Raw genomic sequence first — 17,474 nt, 5'->3', positions numbered from 1 at the left:
GTTAGGCACTCCTAGTGGCGGCGGGTAGACTGGCCAGCCAAGTACGCTGGCAATTGCGGCGGTAACGGTCTTGCATGATCTGCTGAATTTTCGGCGTGGCTTTTTTCAGCGACATCGTCTCGGCGGGGACAATCTTCAGGCATTGGATCACATGAAACCCGATTTCGGATTCCAGCACCTCGCTGATGGCTTGTTCTTTCAAGCCGAACAAGGCTTGGTCCAGTTCCGGGTATAACACGCCTTTGGTCACGACACCCAATTCGCCGCCCTGCATCGCGGTCGGGCACTCCGAATGTTTCAACGCCAAATCGGCGAATTTATGCGGCTTGCGTTTCAGCGTTTCCAGAACTTCCTCGATCCGGCGCCGGGCGTTATCGCGGGTGTTCTCCGGGTAATCCGGGTTGATGCTGATCAAAATATGCCGAGCGGAACGCTGCTCGGGCTTGTGAAACTTTTCCGGATGCGAGTGGTAAAAGATGCCGATTTCCACCTCGTTGACCTTAGGCGCCCGCGCCGCGACCCGCTCCAGCACGGTATTGACCTTGCATTGCCGGCTCAACGCGGCCCTTAACTGATCGACATCCAGCCGGTTGGCGGCCAGTGCCGCTAAAAACGCGTCTTCGTCGTCGAAGCGGCCGCGGATCTCCTGGTAAGCCCGCTCCAGTTCGATATCGGACACCACGACGCCGGCCGCTTCTGCGGAACTGAGCACCCGGCTCTCGATTTCGAATTCGTTCTTGGCCTGCACCTCGACCTGACGCAACTGCAATTGCTCGAGTTCCGCCGGCGACTTTTTGAACAGGCTCAACGAGGCCCGCAACAAGGTGTAAGGTTCGATTACGGCTTCAGAGGCTTGATTCATGCTACTCCTCCGGTTCGCGAAAATTGGCCGGGTCGGCCGGGTCCAATACGATTTCCGGTACCTGCATGGTCTTGCCCGGAAACCGCACGTGGTACAGCAAGGGCTCGCGCTCGCGCAAAATCTTCAGCACTTCGCCTTCCGTGCCGCTGGCGATCACGCCGTCTGCAGTCGGCAGATCGCGGTTGCATCTGACTTTGTCGCGGAATTCGAAGCGGCTCGGATTCCACGGCGCATCGGCCGAAATCAGCTCTTCGGCCCGGCAGCCGATCATTTTGCCGTGATCCAGAAAATGTACCGTGTAAATCACCTGGTCCTGCAAAAAAGTGCCGACTTCGATGACGTGGCCGACGCTACCGCGGCGAATCAGCAGATCGCCGATTTCCCGGCCCGGATAGGTACCGTCGTTGCGCACGTTGCGGGTGACCCGCACCGCCTCGCCGAACTCGAAGCGTTCTTCGTCGTATCGTTCTTCTATCATGTTTTGATGTCGCCCAGCGATACGAACACGGTTTGCGGTTCCATCATCTTGAATACCTTAAACACCTTTTCGGTCTGGGCGTCGGACTGGACGAAATCGCTGTAAGCCCGTTGCAGCAGCTTTTTGTAGATTTCGCGCTGGGCGTCCTCGTCCTCCGGCATGCTGGCGCCGGCTTGGCTCAAATAGTCGTGGAACCGCTGCAATATATGTAGCCGGTTGACGTGGACCACAGTCGCGTCGTATTCCAAACCGAAATACAACAGAAAGTCCTCGGCCGACTCCATTTCTTCCATTTCTTCCAAAAAAGTCATCTCATTACCTCATTATCAGGTGATCCAGGTTGGCGGGTTGTTCGCCCAGCGCGTATACCACGATTAAAACCACCAGCATTACCGCGGTCTGGGCCAGGAATGGATCGGATTTCTGCTGTTTTTTCATGGCTATCACCTTCGGCTCAATTGTGCGGCATGGGCGGCGCCCAGCGCGGTTTGGCGTTCGTTCCGGGCGTCGCTCACCCGAACAAACGGAAAATTCCTTCGTCGGCTTCCTGGCGGCGGACCACCAGTTCCAGCAAGCCTTTGGCGCCGATCCGGTCCATGTCGTCCAGCGCCACCAGCTTTTCGAAGATGGCTTTGGCCAATTCCAGATTTTCCAGGCGCATGTTCAAAAAACCGACCGATTTCAACGTAAATAAATACAAGCGAATCCGGGTCAACGACTCCTTCGGCGCATCGCTAATCAGGCCCAGATCGACCTGGCGCCAGTCTGCCGGGAAACCGATGCCGGGCCGGATCAGTTCCAACGCTTTTTCCGAGATCAGTAACGCTTCCTGCAAGCGGTGCTGGTAGTAGTAAAACCGGTTCAACGACACCAGCACGTTCAACGACTCCGGTGCCCGCAAGTACGCTTGCAACAGCGGCAACTCGGCTTCGCCGGTCGCGTAACGCTCGGAGGCGTACTTAATCAATGCCTGGACTTCCGGGCTGTCTTCCTGCTCGTAATACAAATCCTCGGCTTCGAACTGCAGCAAATCCATTAATTGCCACCTGCCGCCTGCTTCAATTGCACCACCTCGTCGCCGTGGCACACCCCTTCCGCTTCGCAACTGCCGCAGGTATCTTCCGCAACGACGAAACGCTTCTGGTTGTGTTCCAGCTCGTCCAAGCGCTCGACCAGACAATTGATGGCCTTGCCGATCGGGTCCGGCACCAAGTGGTGGTCCAGATCGATGCCGCGCGGGTCCTGAATCTTGACGCCTTTTTGCTGAATGATCCGGCCCGGAATGCCGATCACGGTGCAGCACGGCGGCACGTCCTTGACCACTACCGAGTTGGCGCCGACCCGGACGTTGTCGCCCAACGTGATCGCGCCCAGAATCTTGGCGCCGGCGCCGACCAACACGTTGTTGCCTAAAGTCGGATGGCGCTTGGTCTTGTGCCAGGTGGTACCGCCCAGCGTGACGCCGTGGTACATGGTCACATCGTTACCGATTTCGGCGGTCTCGCCGATCACGACGCAGGCGCCGTGGTCGATGAAGAAACGTTTGCCTATCGTCGCGCCGGGATGGATATCGACGTTGGTCAACCAGCGGCCGAAGGCCGCCAGGAAGCGCGCCGCGAATTTCCACTCCGCCAGCCAGAGCCGGTGGGTTACCCGATAGATCAGCACCGCGTGTACGCCAGGATAGGCGAACAATACTTCGAATACGTTGCGGGCGGCCGGATCGCGGGCGAAAACGCACGCCACGTCTTCGCGCCAGTCCTGCCAAAGGCTGGGCTTGGCCGCAAGCCGCGACGGCGAGAACAACATCATTTTGCCAAGCTCCAGGTGGTTTTGCCCGGCATCGGCACGCCCGGCACCCGGAAGAAGGTGCCCGGATAACGCTCGTCCGGCAGCTCGCGTTGGGCCGGATTGGCGATCGGCGCTTCGACTTTACTGCTGGTTTTCACGACTGATTGTTGGCGGTTACTACTCATCGCACACCTCGCTATAGGCTGTGTAAGAACTGGTTCAAATCGGTGGATTGCGGTTCGCGTTTGTGCAGACTGACGAATTCGCGAATCAGCGGCAGCAGGCGGCCGGCCTGCCAGCGGTTAATCTGGATACCGAGTTGCCGGTAGGCGTGCATCACGCCCTGGCTGCCGGAATGTTTGCCCAGCACCAGTCGGTGGCTGCGGCCGACCAAAGCCGGATCGACGCCTTGGTAGTTGGCGGGGTCTTTCAACAGGCCGTCGACGTGGATGCCGGCTTCGTGGCTGAACACGTCGCGGCCGATCAGACTTTTGCGGCTGCCGATGGTATCGCCGGAAGCCGTCGCCACCTGGTGCGACAATTCCGGAAAATTGCGTAAATCGACACCGGTTTCGAAACCGTATAACTGCTTCAAGCCGACCACGACTTCTTCCAGCGCGGCATTGCCGGCGCGTTCGCCCAGGCCGTTGACGGTGGTATTCAAATGGGTGGCGCCGGCAAAGGCGGCGGCCAGACTGTTGGCAGTGGCCAGCCCCAAATCGTCGTGGGCGTGCATTTCGATATCCATGTCGGTCACGCCGCGCAATTTGCGGATCGCTTCGAAGGTGCCAAACGGCTCCATGATGCCGACCGTGTCGGCGAAGCGGATTCTGACCGCTCCGGCGCGTTGTGCGGCTTCCGCCATCTGCGCCAGGAAGCCGCTATCGGCGCGCGATGCGTCTTCGGCGCCGACGCAAACTTGCAGGCCGGCATCGATGGCGGCTTTGACGCAGCGGTCGATGGTGGCTAACACCCAGGCCCGACTTTGTTTCAATTTGTGTTGGATATGCTGGTCGGATGCGGAAATCGACAAGTCCACCATGCCGACGCCCAATCCCAGGCAATGCTGCAAATCGTCGTCGCGCATCCGCGACCACACCAGCAAATTGCAAGGCAGATTCAGCGCGGCGATGGCTTCGATTTCGGCCCGCTCCTGCGCGCCCATCGCCGGGATGCCGATTTCCAGCTCCGGTACGCCCAATGCCGCCAGCCGTTCGGCAATCGCCAGCTTTTCGTCCAGCGCAAACACCACGCCGGCCGACTGTTCGCCGTCGCGCAGCGTAGTGTCGTCGATGATGATGTGTCGAGTATTGGCTTGCATACTTCACCTCTGGCGGAATGTCGTTTGCGGTTTTGCTGGGGCAACGCCTTTGTCAGAGATAATGCAAAACACTTGCCAACTGCGGAAAGCCGGCGTTTTGCCGGGTCGGACGCCGCAGTTTGGCGGGATGCCGACAAGAAAACCGGGAACCGGAAAAGCACATTGTCGGAAACCCTACAATCGGTAACTAAGTTCCCGGCAAAACGGACTCCGGCCGCGTCCGCCCCGACCGCCGCTAGGACCGGCTGCGCCCGGCAAGCGCGGTCTCGCGGGGGTTTGCCAAAGGCGTGGGATAGGTTTAAGGTGCGTGTAATCCATCCAAATATAAAGGCATTTAGATGCTACTAACTAACCACACCATGGTGGAACAGCTCAAGCTGACGGATAGAAAAATCGAGCTAATCAAGAAGTTGTTCTATCTGACCAAAGAAGACGAAAACAATCTGCTGGCGGCCGAGCCGTTTATCACCCGCAATCTGGATGCCATCGTCGAAGAGTTTTATGCCAAGCAGTTGACCCACTCGGAAGTGGAAATCGTGATCGGCGACTCAGAAACGTTGAGCCGATTAAAAAACAGCATGCGCGGTTATATTCAGGAAGTGTTTTCCGGCACCTACGACCAGAATTACGTCACCAACCGGCTGCGGGTCGGAATCGTGCACAAGCGTATCGGCGTGTCGCCGGCGCTTTACATGTCCGCGGTCCGCTTGCTGTGGGACATACTTTCGGACCAATTCGAAAAACAATACGAGGAAGGCCTTTGCAGCCGAAACGAGGCCGATGAACGCCAACGCAGTTTGACCAAATTGCTGATGTTCGATGTGCAGTTCGTGTTCGAGACCTACACCGGCGCGCTGGTAGCCGAGGTCCAGAAAGCTAAGCAGGAATTGGAAGATTACGCCCGCGACTTGGTGGAAACCGTCGCCAAGCAAACCAAGGAATTGCAGGAGCTATCCAGTCAGGACGGCTTGACCCGCTTGTTAAACCATCGCGCTTTTTACGAACGCATTCGCATCGAATTGGCTGGTTGCGCCCGGCGTAAGGAACCCTTGACGCTGGTATATTTCGATCTGAACGACTTCAAGCAGCTGAACGACAACTACGGCCACATCGTCGGCGACCACATGCTGGAAGCGCTCGGCGCGACCATCCTGAGCAGTATCCGCGAAACCGATATCGCCTGCCGCTACGGTGGCGACGAGTTTTGCATCATCATGCCCGGCGCCACCAACGGCCACGCCAAGGACGTCTGCGAACGCCTGATCAACGCTTTCGTCGCGCGCAACGACCGGCATAAGCTCTCGTTCAGCATCGGCATTTGCCAAACCGGCCCGGACAAACCGATGTCGGGCGACGAATTGGTCATGGCCGCCGATGCGCGCATGTATCTGGCAAAAGCCCAAGCCAAACTGGAGCCCGGTTTCTGGCTGTGCGATACCCAGGAGACGCTGGGAAAATTCGGCCTATTCGCGGCCGGCGACGACGCGTAGCGGCATGGGGTGGCCGGCATCGAAACCGGCCACGGCCAACCGCGTGCTCAGGGGTTTTAGCGGGATTAATCCTGTCGCGACATTCCAAACCGCCTACCAGCGAAACATGCAACGGACTTAAAGCTTGCCGGAAACGCTACGCTTATTCCGGCCTACCGTGAATCGGGACGGTTTTACACTCCCCTTGTGCCGCGCCGAGCACCGGCGGGTTTGGGCGGATCGGCACGGCAGGGGCGTGGCAGGGATGCCGCGCGTTTTCGGAGGGCTAGGAAGCCCCTTCTGCCGACCCTCGATAAACGCAACGGAGCGCAGGGAAAAAGCGGCATCCGGGTGTCTTTTCTTTGGCTATGTTCGCGTTAATAGTTGAATGAGATCGAAGCCGTCATCCCGGCATGGATTGCCGGGATCCATGGCACAAGGATGTGTTGAAACTTTGCCGTCCGTGGCTTCTGGGCCCCGGCAATCCACTTGTGCCCTTTGGGTATGCTGGGGCGACGCCAACTACTAACGCGAACATAGCCTTTTCTTTTGGATACTTTTCTTTGGACAAGCAAAGAAAAGTATCTCGGCTGTCGGGCCGAGACCCGACATTCAAAGCAGCCGTCGCGTTAGCGACACAAGACACGAAGGCCTATTAACCGCGTGGGCACAAAATGCCGTGCCCAGCCTACTCGGCTTATTCCGGCTTACATCATTTGTTGAACTGCCGTTACAGAGCGGGCATGCAACATGTCCACCGGGCTAAATTGGGCGGATTGTTCAACCGATAATCGCCGATTTTGCAACAACGAGAAAAGGTACCAGCGCGAAGATCAACATCATCGACGTGTTAAACCAAGTAGATAGATAATTTCTGCGGTGACCGCCAATCTTAAGAAAAAAGATCAGCAGAAATCCTGGCATAAAGAGAGACATCATGCCGATGAAGCCAAACTCGGAAGCCATAACAGGTGAGAGTTCTGCCGACACCCCAATTGCCACATAAATAGCGCTGGCTATAACAAAGATAAGTCCTTCGCGTGATCCAAACAACGCCTTCGACAAATAATCTCGCATTAATGACACTCCTCCTCAATTTCTGAATTTGTTGCCGCAAAGTGCAGTCCAGCTCAACAAGCAAGGACTGCGTGACCTAAGTGATGGCCTTGCTCCATTGGAAATTTCGTAAGTCTGCTCGCTCCAGCCCTCCACAACGACCCCGTTTGAGCCACGACATCGGCCATCAAACCTACCGTGACATTCCAAACCGCCTACCAGCGAAACATGCAACGGACTTAAAACTTGCCGGAAACGCTACGCTTATTCCGGCCTACCGTGAAATCGAGACGGTTTTACACTCCCCTTGTGCCGCGCCGAGCACCAGCGGGTTTGGGCGGATCGGCACGGCAGGGGCGCGGCAGGGATGCCGCGCGTTTTCGGAGGGCTAGGACAGCCCTTCCGAAAACCCCGCTCAAACCCGTCGGAGCGCAGGATCAAAGCGGCATGGGGTGTCGTTTCTTTTGGATACTTTTCTTTGGACAAGCAAAGAAAAGTATCTCGGCTGTCGGGCCGAGACCCGACATTCAAAACAGCCGTCGCGTTAGCGACACAAGACACGAAGGCCTATTAACCGCGTGGGCACAAAATGCCGTGCCCACCCTACGCCACTGCCGTTGGACCTCGCCTCGACCGTGGGATTAGGCGGCTCGCTGTGCAATGACCGACAGATGCTGTTGAGGCCATTGATCGAACTCAAGATGGCGAAGCGTACAACCGGACTCCTGTATGACGGCGAGAAGCCCTGGGATGCCAAGAGTGCTGTAGTAAACCGCGGGGCCCATCGTGGAATCTGTGTGTTCGCTTGGGCCGTCAAGTCCTCCCGCTGAAAACAACAGTACACCGCCGCGATCTAGCATGGCCAGGAGTTTGAGCATCAAGGGCCGCTGCTGCTCAAGCTGCACGTGCCAGATGCTGTCCCAAGCCGACACGAAGCGGTAAGTCCGCTCAGTTTGCCAAGTGCAGATGTCCGCGTGGTGCAGTTGGACGTCTGGGTCAGCCCCTCGCGCCAGCGCGATCATGCGTTCCGAGATGTCAACGCCTTCGATCTTCAGGCCGTGTTCGCGGAACAGCGAATTGAAGCGCGTGTTGCACCCGCACCCGATGTTCAGTGCCCAACCACCGTCGGCCGCTCGGGCAAGGAATCGAAGTGCTCGCATGTGCTGATCGACGCCGTTACTGCCGTTGAACTGACCATCTAGCCAGTTCGGCGCCAGAGTGTCGTAAGCGGAAGCGATGGTCAAATGCTGCATTTCGAGCCGCTTAACGCGAGAAATCACCCGACCTAAAAACGCGCAGCGGTTTTTGGATCGGGTGAATTTGATTGTTAGGCCTTATAAAGCAGATCATTACTAACACTGAAACGAAATTATTGTTTCATATCCCAGGCGACAACTAACCCTTGTTCCAGAGTAATTTTTAATGCATATTGCCCTTTTCCAACCTTATGGTATTTCCATACCTCTTTTGTCTTTGTTTTTAAAACCTGTTTATCAATAGCTCGTGGACTACCAAGAGAGTCTTCCAATTGTTCTGAAGATTGCCCTTTCCAAAACTCTTGATTAAGAATGCCATTAACAACATCCATATCATTGTTATATTTTGATTTTAAATATTCCACCCATTTTTTATATTTTCTATGGTTTAAGAAAAATTTAAAAATTAATAAACTTATAACTAAAGCAACACCCCCAATTGCTATTTCTTGGTTTGCTTTAACCCAATCTATGGCTGCTGAAAAAATAGCGCCAATGATTACAAATAAAATTATTAAGCCTGAACTATCAGATTTTCTTTTTGCCATACAAAAGTTCCATGATTTAAGACAGCATTTGTTCTGCTAAACAAATTATAAATGCCACAATTGGAGCTACTGTTATGTAGCCTAGTATAAAAGCTACAACAGCAAGGACTCCACCTGTTGTACCCCCTACAAAATTAAATACAGCTATACCACAGAGAAACGCTGTTATATTACGAAAATAGAAAAATCTCTGACGTTGCGTTTTTGTTGATAACACACTACGAGTAAAACTTTTTAACATATTTTCCCTTGGGTGAGCCTAACAAGTTATTAAGCTGTTAACCGCATATCTACGCATAAACACCCGCCCATCTGTATATCATTAATCCACAACTAATTTTCATTTCCGTATATCTCCAATTGCCCGCCCTATCCTCGATAAAACTCGAATTGGCGCGAACACCCAAGTGCCCAAACTAGGCGGCCACGTTGCAATCGGACAGCCCGCCATTCACCCCGGAACGGCAGGCAATTCCGACCAATCGACTTACGACTAATCCGCCAAACTCACCGGCTGTACCTCGGCCGGCAATTGAGTACCCAGATATTTATTCAATTGGCCCTTGCTGGCCAGAATCCGGTATTGCGAGAACAGCTCGTCGTACTTGGCGTTGATCAGCGAACTTTTGGCGATGTACATTTCGTTGAAGGTATCCAGCAAGTCCAACAAGGTGCGTTGACCGATGTTGAATTGCTGCTGGTAAGCGTTGATGGTCTTTTCCGCCGCCTCGGCGTGTTGCTTGAAAAACTCCATCTGGCTTTTCACGGTCTGGTAGGCGACCCAGGATAAGCGCATGCTTTCCACCACTTGCCGGTGGGTGTTGTCGCGGATGTCCTTGGCCTGGTTGATCAGTTGCGCGGTCTGTTCGCGGCGGGCGATGTCCTTGCCGCCGTTGAAGATGTTGTAGCGCATGCGCAGCATCGCCGTCATGTCGGAGTTGGTGCCGCGGATGCCGTCCAGATTGTAGTTATGGCTGACGCCGGTCTCGATATCGAACCGGGGAAAGTACGGCGCCATCGCGGTATTGTGTTGGGCAAAGGCCGATTCGATGTCGGAGTTGGCCGATTTCAGAATCGGATGTTCGGCCAGCGCTTCGTCGATAGCTTGCTCCATCGTCGCCGGCAGCGCCGCGGTCGGCGCGGCCACCGGTTCGACCGCATCCGGCAGGATGCCGATCACCCGTTGAAAGCCGGTTTCGGCATCTTTCAGGTTACCGGTTTCCGACCAGACGTTCTTTTCGGCCAACGCCACCCGGCCCATGGATTGGTCGACATCGGCGCGTTTGCCGACGCCGCGCTCGCTACGCAATTTGATTTGCTCGTTGGTGCGCAAATGCAATTGCAGGTTGTCCTTGGCCAGATTCAACAGCTCCTGGCGGCGCAATACTTTCAGGTAGGCTTCGACGCCGTCCAACGCAGTGATTTCGGATTGGCCGAATACGGTGTAGGCGCGGGAATCGGTGCGCTTTTCCTGGCGCTCGACTTCGTTCGGCGTGGCCAAGCCGTCGAACAGCATTTGCCGGACTTGAATCGCGCCTTCTTCGCGGTGGTAAAACACCGAACCGTCGCCGCGGCCGCGGGTAGTCGGGTTGTTCGATTCCTCCCAGCCGATGCCGGCAGTGACATCGACGGTGGGAAAGTAACCGGCCCTGGCTTGGTCGATTTCTTCCTCGACCGCGCGCCGTTCCGATTTCGCGGCCTGGATTTTCGGATTGTCGTCCAGAACTTTTTGTATCGACTCCTGCAAATTCAGCGCCTGCCCGGCAGACACAAATCCCATCTGCATGGCTACGCCGATGCCAATTCCCATAGCAAATCTCATGACGTTCCTCTTTGGTATTGATCGATCTCTTTCAAGAATATGGCCAAGCGCAATCTATCGTCGACTTCCAGCTTGCGGAAAATCGAGGATAAATGGGCTTTCACCGTCCGTTCCGAGATATTCAACGCCAAGGCGATGCGTTTGTTGCTCTCGCCCTGGCGTATCATATCCGCCACTTCCACTTCGCGGGCCGATAGCGTGGCCAGCATTTGTAATTTTCGATCGCAATCCACCGGGGCGGCGGATACGGCTTGCATGCGCCGGGCTCCGGTCAAGGCGCCGATCACTTTGGGTACCAGCGCCCGCCGAATCCAGATGTCGCCGGTCAGGATGCAAGCCACCGCGCGCACCAATAAAGCCGGTGCCTCGGCCTGCTCGCAATAGCCGGCCGCGCCGTTAATCAGGATATTAATTTGTTTTTCTTCAGGCCAATCGGCGCCGATCACTAAGAACCGGGTGCGTTTGTTGGCAAAAACCGCCAACAGACCGGCATCTTCGTCCAGCTTTTTGGCGTCGAAGATCACGGCGTCGGCTTGAAAGTCGCCGCGGATGCTGTGCAGCATACTGACACTGTACTCAGCGATCAACGCATGCGTCCATTGCGCGGTCAACTGAGGGTTATTGGAATAAATCAGTATGTTAGCCACTGTGATGTTTGTTTGTCGTGTTGGGTTAACGTTCTCTGAAGGCCCGATCTCTGGCTTTCAATATCGGTTTCAACAGATAGTCCAGTACGGTTTTCTTTCCGGTCAAAATATCGACCTCGGCGGTCATCCCGGCAATGATATCAAGACGTTGGCCGTTTTTTTCCAGATAATTTTTCGCGGTCCGCAGCCTGATCAAATAATAACTGTCCTCGTCCTTTTTCTCGCCGGGAATGCTATCGGCGCTAATGTGCTCCAGCGTCGCATCCAGCCCGCCGTATATCGAGAAATCGTACGCACTAAGTTTTACCACAGCTCGTTGTCCGGGGTGAAGAAAAGCAATATCGGCCGGACGGATTTTAGCCTCGATCAATAACTGGTCTTCCACCGGCACGATTTCCAGCAAATCCATGCCCGGCTGGATCACGCCGCCGACCGTGGCCACCTTGATGCGTTTGACGGTGCCCTTGACCGGCGACAGCACCCGGGTGCGGCTGACGCGGTCTGCCAACGCCACCGCCGACGCCGAGGTGCGGTCCAGTTCGGCTTTGACTTCGTTCAACTCCTTTAAGGCCTCGGTGCGGTAGCGGATCTTGATTTCCGCCAATTTATTGCGCGCCTCGTCCAACGACGAACGCAGCCGCGGAATCGCCAGATTGGCCGAATTCAAATCGCCTTTCAAATCGTTGGCGGCGCGCTGCAGCCTGAGCAACTCCACCTGCGACATCGCGCCGTCCGCCACCAGCGGCTCGGACATTTTCACCTCGTCCTGCAGCAAGCGGTAGCTGCGCGCCAATTGCTCGCTCTTCGACTGCAATTCGACGATCTCCTGTTCTTTTTGCCGGACTTGTTCGGTCAGGATATCGCTATTGGATTTGATTTCGTTCTGCCGCGACAACAGCAATTGTCTGGCGTTCTCGGCGATTTGCGGCGCGTTAGCCGCCACCTCCTCCGGTATTTGCAGCGGGGTGCCGTTGATTTCGGCATTCAAGCGGGCGGTGGCTGCCAGCAATTCGTAGTATTTCAGCTTGGTTTCCTTGAACGACGAGGCGAATCTGACTTCGTCCAATTGCAGCAGCACCTGGTCCTTTTCCACCAACTGCCCTTCTTGCACCAGAATATCGGAAACGATGCCGCCCTCCAGATTCTGCACCACCTGAACCTGGCTGGACGGAATGGTCTTGCCCTGGCCGCGGGTGACTTCGTCGACGCTGGCGAATCCGGCCCAAACCAGGGCGACGACGACAAAGGCAAAGCTGGACCACAAGATCAAATGGCCTTGCAGCGGCACTTCGTACAAATTGGCGGCGTTGACGTCGTTCAGAAAAGCCTGGTCTTCGGTCCGATACCGTTGCGCGGCGCGCCATTCGGCGAATTTTTTAAACATCGTCACACCGCAACCTTGATCTGGCCTTGGCGCAAGGCTTCCAGCACATGCTGTTTCGGGCCGTCGGCGACGATATGGCCGCCGTCCATGACGATCAAACGCTCGACCAGACTCAACAACGACATGCGGTGCGTGACCAGAATCAAGGTCTGGCCGTCCAGTTCGGCGGCGAACCGCTGCTTGAAACCTTCTTCGCTGCTGTTATCCATCGCGTTGGTCGGCTCATCCAGCACCAAAATCGGCGGCGCCAGCAACAAGGCCCGCGCCAGGGCGATGCTCTGGCGTTGGCCGCCGGATAAATTGGCGCCGCCCTCGCCGACCTGCAGTTCGAATCCGTCCGGATGCCTATTCACAAACTGGTCGACGCCGGCGATCCGCGCCGCCCGCAACACTTGGCTGTCGTCGACGAAACCGGAGCCGAGCGCGATATTGTCCTTGACGCTGCCGTACATCAGCGAAATGTCTTGCGGCACGTAGCCGATCTGGCTGCGCAAGTCGGCCGGATCGATTTGGCGGATATCGGCGCCGTCGATCAAAATCGAGCCCTGCTGGGCCTGGTACAAACCCAGGATCAAACGCTCCAGCGTGCTTTTGCCGGACCCGATCCGGCCGATCACGCCGACCCGTTCGCCGGCTTTGATTTTGAACGAGATCCCTTCCAACGCCTTGACGGGTTGCTGCGGATAGTGGAAGGCGACGTGCTTGAATTCGATATCGCCGTTGAAGCGCGGCCGGTGCAAGTAGTCCCGGCCCGGTTCGCGCTCAACCGGCAAAGCCATCATCCGATTCAAGGAATCTAAAGCCGCCCGAGCATGGTGGTAACGGGTCAACAACGCCGCCACCTGGCCGACCGGCGCCAGCGCCCGCGAGGTCAGCATGGTGCAAGCCACCAGGCCGCCGGTGGTCAAGTCGCCGTCGGCAATGCGGTAAACGCCGGCGACGACGACAAACACCGAGGCCAATTGCTGGAAAAAAGCCGTCAAATTGACGGTCAAGCCGGAATAAAACCGCGACTTCAAACCAAGCCGGGCCATCTCGCCGATGCCTTTCTCCCAACGCGCCTGCAGTTGGCCCTCGGCGCCGGCGGCCTTCAGCGTTTCCAGGTTGGACAGGGCCTCGACCAGCGTCGCGTTTTTCTCGGCACCGGCTTTGAACAAGGCCTGGATTGTGGCCCTGAGCGGCGCCTGCAACGCGATGCCGACCAATACCGCCAGCGGCAATATACCCAGCGGAATCCAGGCCAAATGGCCGCCGATACTGTAAATAATCAAGATGAACAGGATCAGAAACGGCAGGTCGATCAACGTGGCCAAGCTGGCGGAAGTCAGAAATTCGCGGAACGATTCGAATTCGCTGAGGTTGTTGGCAAAACCGCCGACCGAAACCGGCTTGGCCTCCATCCGGATATTCATCAGTTTTTCGAAAATCGTCGCCGACAGCACGATATCCGCGCGCTTGCCGGCGGCGTCGATGAAATAGCTGCGCAACAGTTTCATCGCCAATTCGAAGCCGAATACGATCACGATGCCTAGCGCAAACACCCAAAGGGTTTCCAGGGCGCGGTTCGGCACCACCCGGTCGTAAACGTTCATAAAGAACAGCGGCGCGGCCAGCGCAAAAATGTTGATCAACAGCGACGCCGCCAGCACTTCGGCATAAATCGGCCAGGATTTGGCGATGACGTCCCAAAACCAATGCTTGGCTTTGGGCAGACCCGCATCGCCGCTTCTGGCATCGAAATGGTGGCTTACCTGAACGAAGAACGCCAAGCCGCTGTATAGCGCATTCAACTCGGCGGCTGCGACGGTTTTTTCGCCGCTTTCGGTTTCCGGGAGGATGACGGTACAACGCTCGCCGTCCCGGCCGACCAACACGCAGGTGGTGCCGTCTTTCAGTAACAGCACGACCGGCAGCACCAGCGTAGAGATTCGTTCCAACGGCCGGCGCAACAAGCTGGCGCGCAAACCGGCGCGCTCGGCGGCGCGAGGAAACAAATCGGGGGTTAGTTTATGCTCCGGCAACGGCAGGCCGGCCACCAGCGCCGTCGCAGTTTGCGGAATATGCAGGATTTTGCAGACCGATAACAAAGCCAGCAATAGCGGATCGTCAAACTTGGGATTGGCGGGTCCTAGGCTCAGCAGGCTGTCGGGCATCGGTTTGGGGTTGCTAGTGATTATTTTTATTGTGGAACCGGTCCGGTTTCAGCCCTAGATTATAAATTGATTAAGATCACAATCCTACCAACAGTTGTACCCAAGTCCAATTTACACAATAAACCGCTACGCAGCGGCCGATTCGTCGCCGATCAACTCCCTCAGCAAGGCTGTCGCGTAACTGCCGGCCGGCAACGAAAAACCTAAGCACAGGCCTGCGTGTTCCCACTCCCAACCCAGTTCGCCCGGCATCGCCCTTAGCGCACGGCGGTCGGCGGCATCGGCATGGACTCGCAAGCCCTCGACCAATAACGGATTCGCGTTTAACACCGCTTGCTCGATCTGTCCGGCGTCGGCCTCGGCAAACAGGCCGGCTTTACCGTACAGCACGCCGGTCGGATGAATCTCGCCGGCTGCCACCCGCACTGCCAGGCCGGCATCGGCCGCTGCGCCGGCAAACAGGCTGTTGCTCGCCGCCAGTTTGAAAATATCGCCGGCCAAAGCTTGATCCCAATTGCCTTGGCTGACGCGCTCGGCCAAAATCAGATTGAACAAATAGGAGCGGGCGGCGGACAGGTAAATCGATGCCTGTTCGCGCTTGAGTTTAGCGCCGCCGAACAGTGCCAAGGCTTTGTCGATATTTCGGCCTTGGTGGCCGAAGCGTTGCGGGCCGAAGTAATTGGGAAAGCCTCGAGTTTGGATTTGCCGGAGTTGGCTTTCGGCTTGCGCGCGGTCGCCTTGCCAGTTGCGAAGCAGAATTTCGAAACGGTTGCCGGCCAGCACGCCGCGCTTGAGTTTGCGCGGATGGCGGACGACTTGCAGGACTTTCAGGCTTTCTGATTCAACAGCAGACCAATCGGGATCGTCCTTTCCCGGCAGCCAAACGCTGAACCATTGCCGGGTGCGGCCATGGCGGTCTTTCAGGCCGGCGTAGCCGATGTCGCGTTGCCTGACGCCGGCGTGGCGGGCCAGCAAGCGGGCGACGTATTCGGTGTTTTCGCCGATTTTTTCGACGAACAAAAACACGTGCTCGCCGCTGCCTTCCGGCTCGAAGCCGAGGATTTCTTCGACGATGAAGTCGTCGGGGACGGTTTTGATGTTGCCAGTGCCGGATGGGCCGCCGTAAGCAAAAGGCCAGATCGGCAGGGTAAATTGGCTCACTTTTCGATCAACACCACCGCCTGCACCGCGATGCCTTCCTTGCGGCCTTCGAAGCCGAGTTTCTCGGTGGTGGTGGCTTTGACGTTGATGCAGTCGACATCCACTTCCAGGTCGGCGGCGATGTTGGCGCGCATGGCCGGCACGTGCGGCAGCATTTTTGGGGCCTGGGCGATGATGGTGACGTCGGCGTTGACCAGCTTATAGCCTTTTTCTTTGACGATATTGTAGACGTGGCGCAGCAGCACCCGGCTGTCGGCACCCTTGAAGTTGGGATCGGTATCCGGGAAGTGTTTGCCGATGTCGCCCAACGCTGCCGCGCCGAGTATTGCGTCGGCCAGCGCGTGCAACACCACGTCACCGTCGGAATGGGCTTCCAGGCCTTTTTCGTAGGGGATGGTGACGCCGCCCAAAATGATGTGGTCGCCGTCGTTGAAGCGGTGGACGTCGTAGCCCATGCCGACTCGAATCATGCTTGTTGCTCCATATAAAATTGCGCCAACGCCAGATCTTCCGGGCGGGTGATTTTGATGTTGTCGGGGCGGCCTTCGACGATCTTCGGTTTGAAGCCGAGAATTTCCAGCGCGCTGGCTTCGTCGGTGACGGCCGGATTGCCTTCGGTTTGCTGCAGGGCGTCGCGCAGCATGCCGTATTTGAACATTTGCGGAGTCAGCGCGCGCCAGACGTGTTTGCGGTCTATGGTCGCGGTGATGGTGTCACCATCGACATGCTTCAGAGTGTCATGCGAACTCAAGGCTAGAATGCCGCCGACGGCGTCATGCTTCAGACTGTCGATTTGCAAATGAATGTCGGCGGCGGTCAGACAGGGGCGGGCGGCGTCGTGCACGAGCACCCAATCGTCTTCGCTGGCCAAGCCTTGCAGGGATTTCAGCGCCGACAGTACCGAATCGGCGCGTTCCTTGCCGCCGGGCGCGGTGATCACATCGGGATGCTTGGAAATGTCTAGCTCCGGCCAGTACGGGTCTTCGACCGAAATCGCTACCGCAACTTTTTGAAAGGCGCCGGATGCCAGCAAGCGGCCCAAGGTGTGTTCAATGACGGTCTTGCCGGCCAGCGGCAGATATTGTTTGGGGCGGTCGGCCTGCATGCGTTTGCCGACGCCGGCTGCGGGCACCACGGCCCAACATTTGGGAATTTGGTTCATGCTTTACTCAAGCACTTGAAAGAAAGTTTCGTTTTCCTTGATCATGCCCAGCTCGTAGCGGGCGCGTTCTTCGATGGTTTCCAGACCCTTGCGCAAATCCTTTACCTCGGCGTACAAGGCGTCGTTGCGTTCCTTTTTTTCCTGGGCTTCCTTGGTCAATTCTTCCAACCGCGCGCGGTACTCGCGAATCTGCGACAAGCTGGCATCGCCGAACCACAACCGATACTGGAAGTGCAGCGTCAACGCGATGATGACTAAGATCAGGGTTTTGATGGCGGTATCTCGAAAATGTAGGTTGGGTTAGCCCTAAGCGGTAGCGAAGGGTGTAACCCAACTTAAAAGCCGACGTGTCGGGTTACGCTCT

General features: G+C 56.6%; 20 protein-coding genes. 1 reads left to right on the top strand and 19 read right to left on the bottom strand.

Annotated features, from left to right (window positions below; genetic code table 11):
- Position 1: 1 nt before the first annotated feature.
- The 8 genes from nifM to nifV all read right to left on the bottom strand — a co-directional run bounded on the left by nifM (position 2) and on the right by nifV (position 4,452).
- Complete coding sequence (gene nifM / locus VXJ35_RS04750; protein WP_064020680.1) at positions 2-862, bottom strand: nitrogen fixation protein NifM; 861 nt, start codon at positions 860-862, stop codon at positions 2-4.
- A gap of 1 nt (position 863) precedes the next feature.
- Entirely contained in the window at positions 864-1,340 is a 477-nt protein-coding gene (locus tag VXJ35_RS04745) for a nitrogen fixation protein NifZ (protein ID WP_064020679.1), read from the bottom strand.
- Positions 1,337-1,651 carry a nitrogenase-stabilizing/protective protein NifW gene (nifW, locus tag VXJ35_RS04740; protein WP_054763043.1) on the bottom strand — a complete coding sequence of 105 codons (315 nt, stop codon included), beginning with the start codon at positions 1,649-1,651 and terminating at the stop codon, positions 1,337-1,339. The genes VXJ35_RS04745 and nifW overlap by 4 nt, the downstream gene beginning before the upstream one ends.
- A 4-nt stretch (positions 1,652-1,655) precedes the next feature.
- Positions 1,656-1,778 (bottom strand): hypothetical protein, encoded by a 123-nt coding sequence (locus tag VXJ35_RS04735; protein ID WP_256361197.1) that lies wholly within the window; start codon positions 1,776-1,778, stop codon positions 1,656-1,658.
- 73 nt (positions 1,779-1,851) lie between these two features.
- The gene (locus tag VXJ35_RS04730) at positions 1,852-2,376 is read right to left on the bottom strand and encodes a hypothetical protein (protein WP_064020678.1); all 525 of its coding nucleotides are present in this window, start codon (positions 2,374-2,376) and stop codon (positions 1,852-1,854) included.
- A complete protein-coding gene (gene cysE / locus VXJ35_RS04725) occupies positions 2,376-3,152 on the bottom strand; it encodes a serine O-acetyltransferase (RefSeq protein WP_064020677.1) in 777 nt (258 codons plus the stop codon). The genes VXJ35_RS04730 and cysE overlap by 1 nt, the downstream gene beginning before the upstream one ends.
- Positions 3,149-3,316, bottom strand: coding sequence for a hypothetical protein (locus VXJ35_RS04720; protein ID WP_197495966.1), 168 nt, complete (start codon positions 3,314-3,316; stop codon positions 3,149-3,151). The genes cysE and VXJ35_RS04720 overlap by 4 nt, the downstream gene beginning before the upstream one ends.
- An 11-nt stretch (positions 3,317-3,327) precedes the next feature.
- Positions 3,328-4,452, bottom strand: a complete 1,125-nt coding sequence (nifV, locus tag VXJ35_RS04715; protein ID WP_064020676.1) for a homocitrate synthase — start codon at positions 4,450-4,452, stop codon at positions 3,328-3,330.
- A gap of 338 nt (positions 4,453-4,790) precedes the next feature.
- On the opposite strand from nifV, the gene VXJ35_RS04710 reads away from it, so the two are divergent.
- On the top strand, positions 4,791-5,942 hold the full coding sequence (locus VXJ35_RS04710) for a GGDEF domain-containing protein (RefSeq protein ID WP_064020675.1): 1,152 nt from the start codon (positions 4,791-4,793) through the stop codon (positions 5,940-5,942).
- A gap of 759 nt (positions 5,943-6,701) precedes the next feature.
- On the opposite strand, the gene VXJ35_RS04705 is transcribed toward VXJ35_RS04710, so the two are convergent.
- From VXJ35_RS04705 to ftsB, 11 genes are all read right to left on the bottom strand, one after another.
- Complete coding sequence (locus VXJ35_RS04705) at positions 6,702-6,998, bottom strand: hypothetical protein (RefSeq protein WP_064020674.1); 297 nt, start codon at positions 6,996-6,998, stop codon at positions 6,702-6,704.
- 620 nt (positions 6,999-7,618) lie between these two features.
- Positions 7,619-8,230: a class I SAM-dependent methyltransferase gene (locus VXJ35_RS04700; protein ID WP_064020673.1), complete on the bottom strand. Its 612-nt coding sequence runs from the start codon at positions 8,228-8,230 to the stop codon at positions 7,619-7,621.
- A 116-nt stretch (positions 8,231-8,346) separates the two neighbouring features.
- Positions 8,347-8,781, bottom strand: a complete 435-nt coding sequence (locus VXJ35_RS04695; protein WP_082880800.1) for a hypothetical protein — start codon at positions 8,779-8,781, stop codon at positions 8,347-8,349.
- A 493-nt stretch (positions 8,782-9,274) separates the two neighbouring features.
- Positions 9,275-10,591 carry a TolC family outer membrane protein gene (locus VXJ35_RS04690; RefSeq protein WP_231914845.1) on the bottom strand — a complete coding sequence of 439 codons (1,317 nt, stop codon included), beginning with the start codon at positions 10,589-10,591 and terminating at the stop codon, positions 9,275-9,277.
- Between the two features lie 8 nt (positions 10,592-10,599).
- Positions 10,600-11,250, bottom strand: a complete 651-nt coding sequence (locus VXJ35_RS04685) for a response regulator transcription factor (RefSeq protein ID WP_064020671.1) — start codon at positions 11,248-11,250, stop codon at positions 10,600-10,602.
- 25 nt (positions 11,251-11,275) lie between these two features.
- Positions 11,276-12,634: an HlyD family type I secretion periplasmic adaptor subunit gene (locus VXJ35_RS04680; protein ID WP_064020670.1), complete on the bottom strand. Its 1,359-nt coding sequence runs from the start codon at positions 12,632-12,634 to the stop codon at positions 11,276-11,278.
- A 2-nt stretch (positions 12,635-12,636) separates the two neighbouring features.
- Positions 12,637-14,787 (bottom strand): type I secretion system permease/ATPase, encoded by a 2,151-nt coding sequence (locus VXJ35_RS04675; protein ID WP_064020669.1) that lies wholly within the window; start codon positions 14,785-14,787, stop codon positions 12,637-12,639.
- Positions 14,788-14,913: 126 nt separating this feature from the next.
- Positions 14,914-15,948 carry a tRNA pseudouridine(13) synthase TruD gene (gene truD / locus VXJ35_RS04670; RefSeq protein ID WP_064020668.1) on the bottom strand — a complete coding sequence of 345 codons (1,035 nt, stop codon included), beginning with the start codon at positions 15,946-15,948 and terminating at the stop codon, positions 14,914-14,916.
- Complete coding sequence (gene ispF, locus VXJ35_RS04665) at positions 15,945-16,418, bottom strand: 2-C-methyl-D-erythritol 2,4-cyclodiphosphate synthase (protein ID WP_064020667.1); 474 nt, start codon at positions 16,416-16,418, stop codon at positions 15,945-15,947. The genes truD and ispF overlap by 4 nt, the downstream gene beginning before the upstream one ends.
- Entirely contained in the window at positions 16,415-17,110 is a 696-nt protein-coding gene (gene ispD / locus VXJ35_RS04660) for a 2-C-methyl-D-erythritol 4-phosphate cytidylyltransferase (RefSeq protein WP_064020666.1), read from the bottom strand. The genes ispF and ispD overlap by 4 nt, the downstream gene beginning before the upstream one ends.
- A 3-nt stretch (positions 17,111-17,113) precedes the next feature.
- On the bottom strand, positions 17,114-17,383 hold the full coding sequence (gene ftsB / locus VXJ35_RS04655; RefSeq protein ID WP_054762158.1) for a cell division protein FtsB: 270 nt from the start codon (positions 17,381-17,383) through the stop codon (positions 17,114-17,116).
- Positions 17,384-17,474: the final 91 nt, after the last annotated feature.

The sequence above is a fragment of the Methylomonas sp. DH-1 genome (assembly GCF_046097555.1).
GTDB classification, from domain to species: Bacteria; Pseudomonadota; Gammaproteobacteria; order Methylococcales; family Methylomonadaceae; genus Methylomonas; species Methylomonas koyamae.
The sequence above is the reverse complement of the archived record's forward strand: the minus strand, read 5'-3'. Positions and strand labels throughout refer to the sequence as shown.

Bases quoted from the DNA above. Each gene is read 5' to 3' on its own strand.
- VXJ35_RS04680 (WP_064020670.1), bottom strand. From the start codon at position 12,634: ATGTTTAAAAAATTCGCCGAATGGCGCGCCGCGCAACGGTATCGGACC.
- cysE (WP_064020677.1), bottom strand. From the start codon at position 3,152: ATGATGTTGTTCTCGCCGTCGCGGCTTGCGGCCAAGCCCAGCCTTTGG.
- VXJ35_RS04695 (WP_082880800.1), bottom strand. From the start codon at position 8,781: ATGGCAAAAAGAAAATCTGATAGTTCAGGCTTAATAATTTTATTTGTA.
- VXJ35_RS04705 (WP_064020674.1), bottom strand. From the start codon at position 6,998: ATGCGAGATTATTTGTCGAAGGCGTTGTTTGGATCACGCGAAGGACTT.
- VXJ35_RS04710 (WP_064020675.1), top strand. From the start codon at position 4,791: ATGCTACTAACTAACCACACCATGGTGGAACAGCTCAAGCTGACGGAT.
- VXJ35_RS04675 (WP_064020669.1), bottom strand. From the start codon at position 14,787: ATGCCCGACAGCCTGCTGAGCCTAGGACCCGCCAATCCCAAGTTTGAC.
- nifM (WP_064020680.1), bottom strand. From the start codon at position 862: ATGAATCAAGCCTCTGAAGCCGTAATCGAACCTTACACCTTGTTGCGG.
- ispF (WP_064020667.1), bottom strand. From the start codon at position 16,418: ATGATTCGAGTCGGCATGGGCTACGACGTCCACCGCTTCAACGACGGC.
- VXJ35_RS04735 (WP_256361197.1), bottom strand. From the start codon at position 1,778: ATGAAAAAACAGCAGAAATCCGATCCATTCCTGGCCCAGACCGCGGTA.
- ispD (WP_064020666.1), bottom strand. From the start codon at position 17,110: ATGAACCAAATTCCCAAATGTTGGGCCGTGGTGCCCGCAGCCGGCGTC.
- VXJ35_RS04690 (WP_231914845.1), bottom strand. From the start codon at position 10,591: ATGGGAATTGGCATCGGCGTAGCCATGCAGATGGGATTTGTGTCTGCC.
- VXJ35_RS04700 (WP_064020673.1), bottom strand. From the start codon at position 8,230: ATGCAGCATTTGACCATCGCTTCCGCTTACGACACTCTGGCGCCGAAC.
- VXJ35_RS04720 (WP_197495966.1), bottom strand. From the start codon at position 3,316: ATGAGTAGTAACCGCCAACAATCAGTCGTGAAAACCAGCAGTAAAGTC.
- nifV (WP_064020676.1), bottom strand. From the start codon at position 4,452: ATGCAAGCCAATACTCGACACATCATCATCGACGACACTACGCTGCGC.
- VXJ35_RS04730 (WP_064020678.1), bottom strand. From the start codon at position 2,376: ATGGATTTGCTGCAGTTCGAAGCCGAGGATTTGTATTACGAGCAGGAA.
- nifW (WP_054763043.1), bottom strand. From the start codon at position 1,651: ATGACTTTTTTGGAAGAAATGGAAGAAATGGAGTCGGCCGAGGACTTT.
- VXJ35_RS04745 (WP_064020679.1), bottom strand. From the start codon at position 1,340: ATGATAGAAGAACGATACGACGAAGAACGCTTCGAGTTCGGCGAGGCG.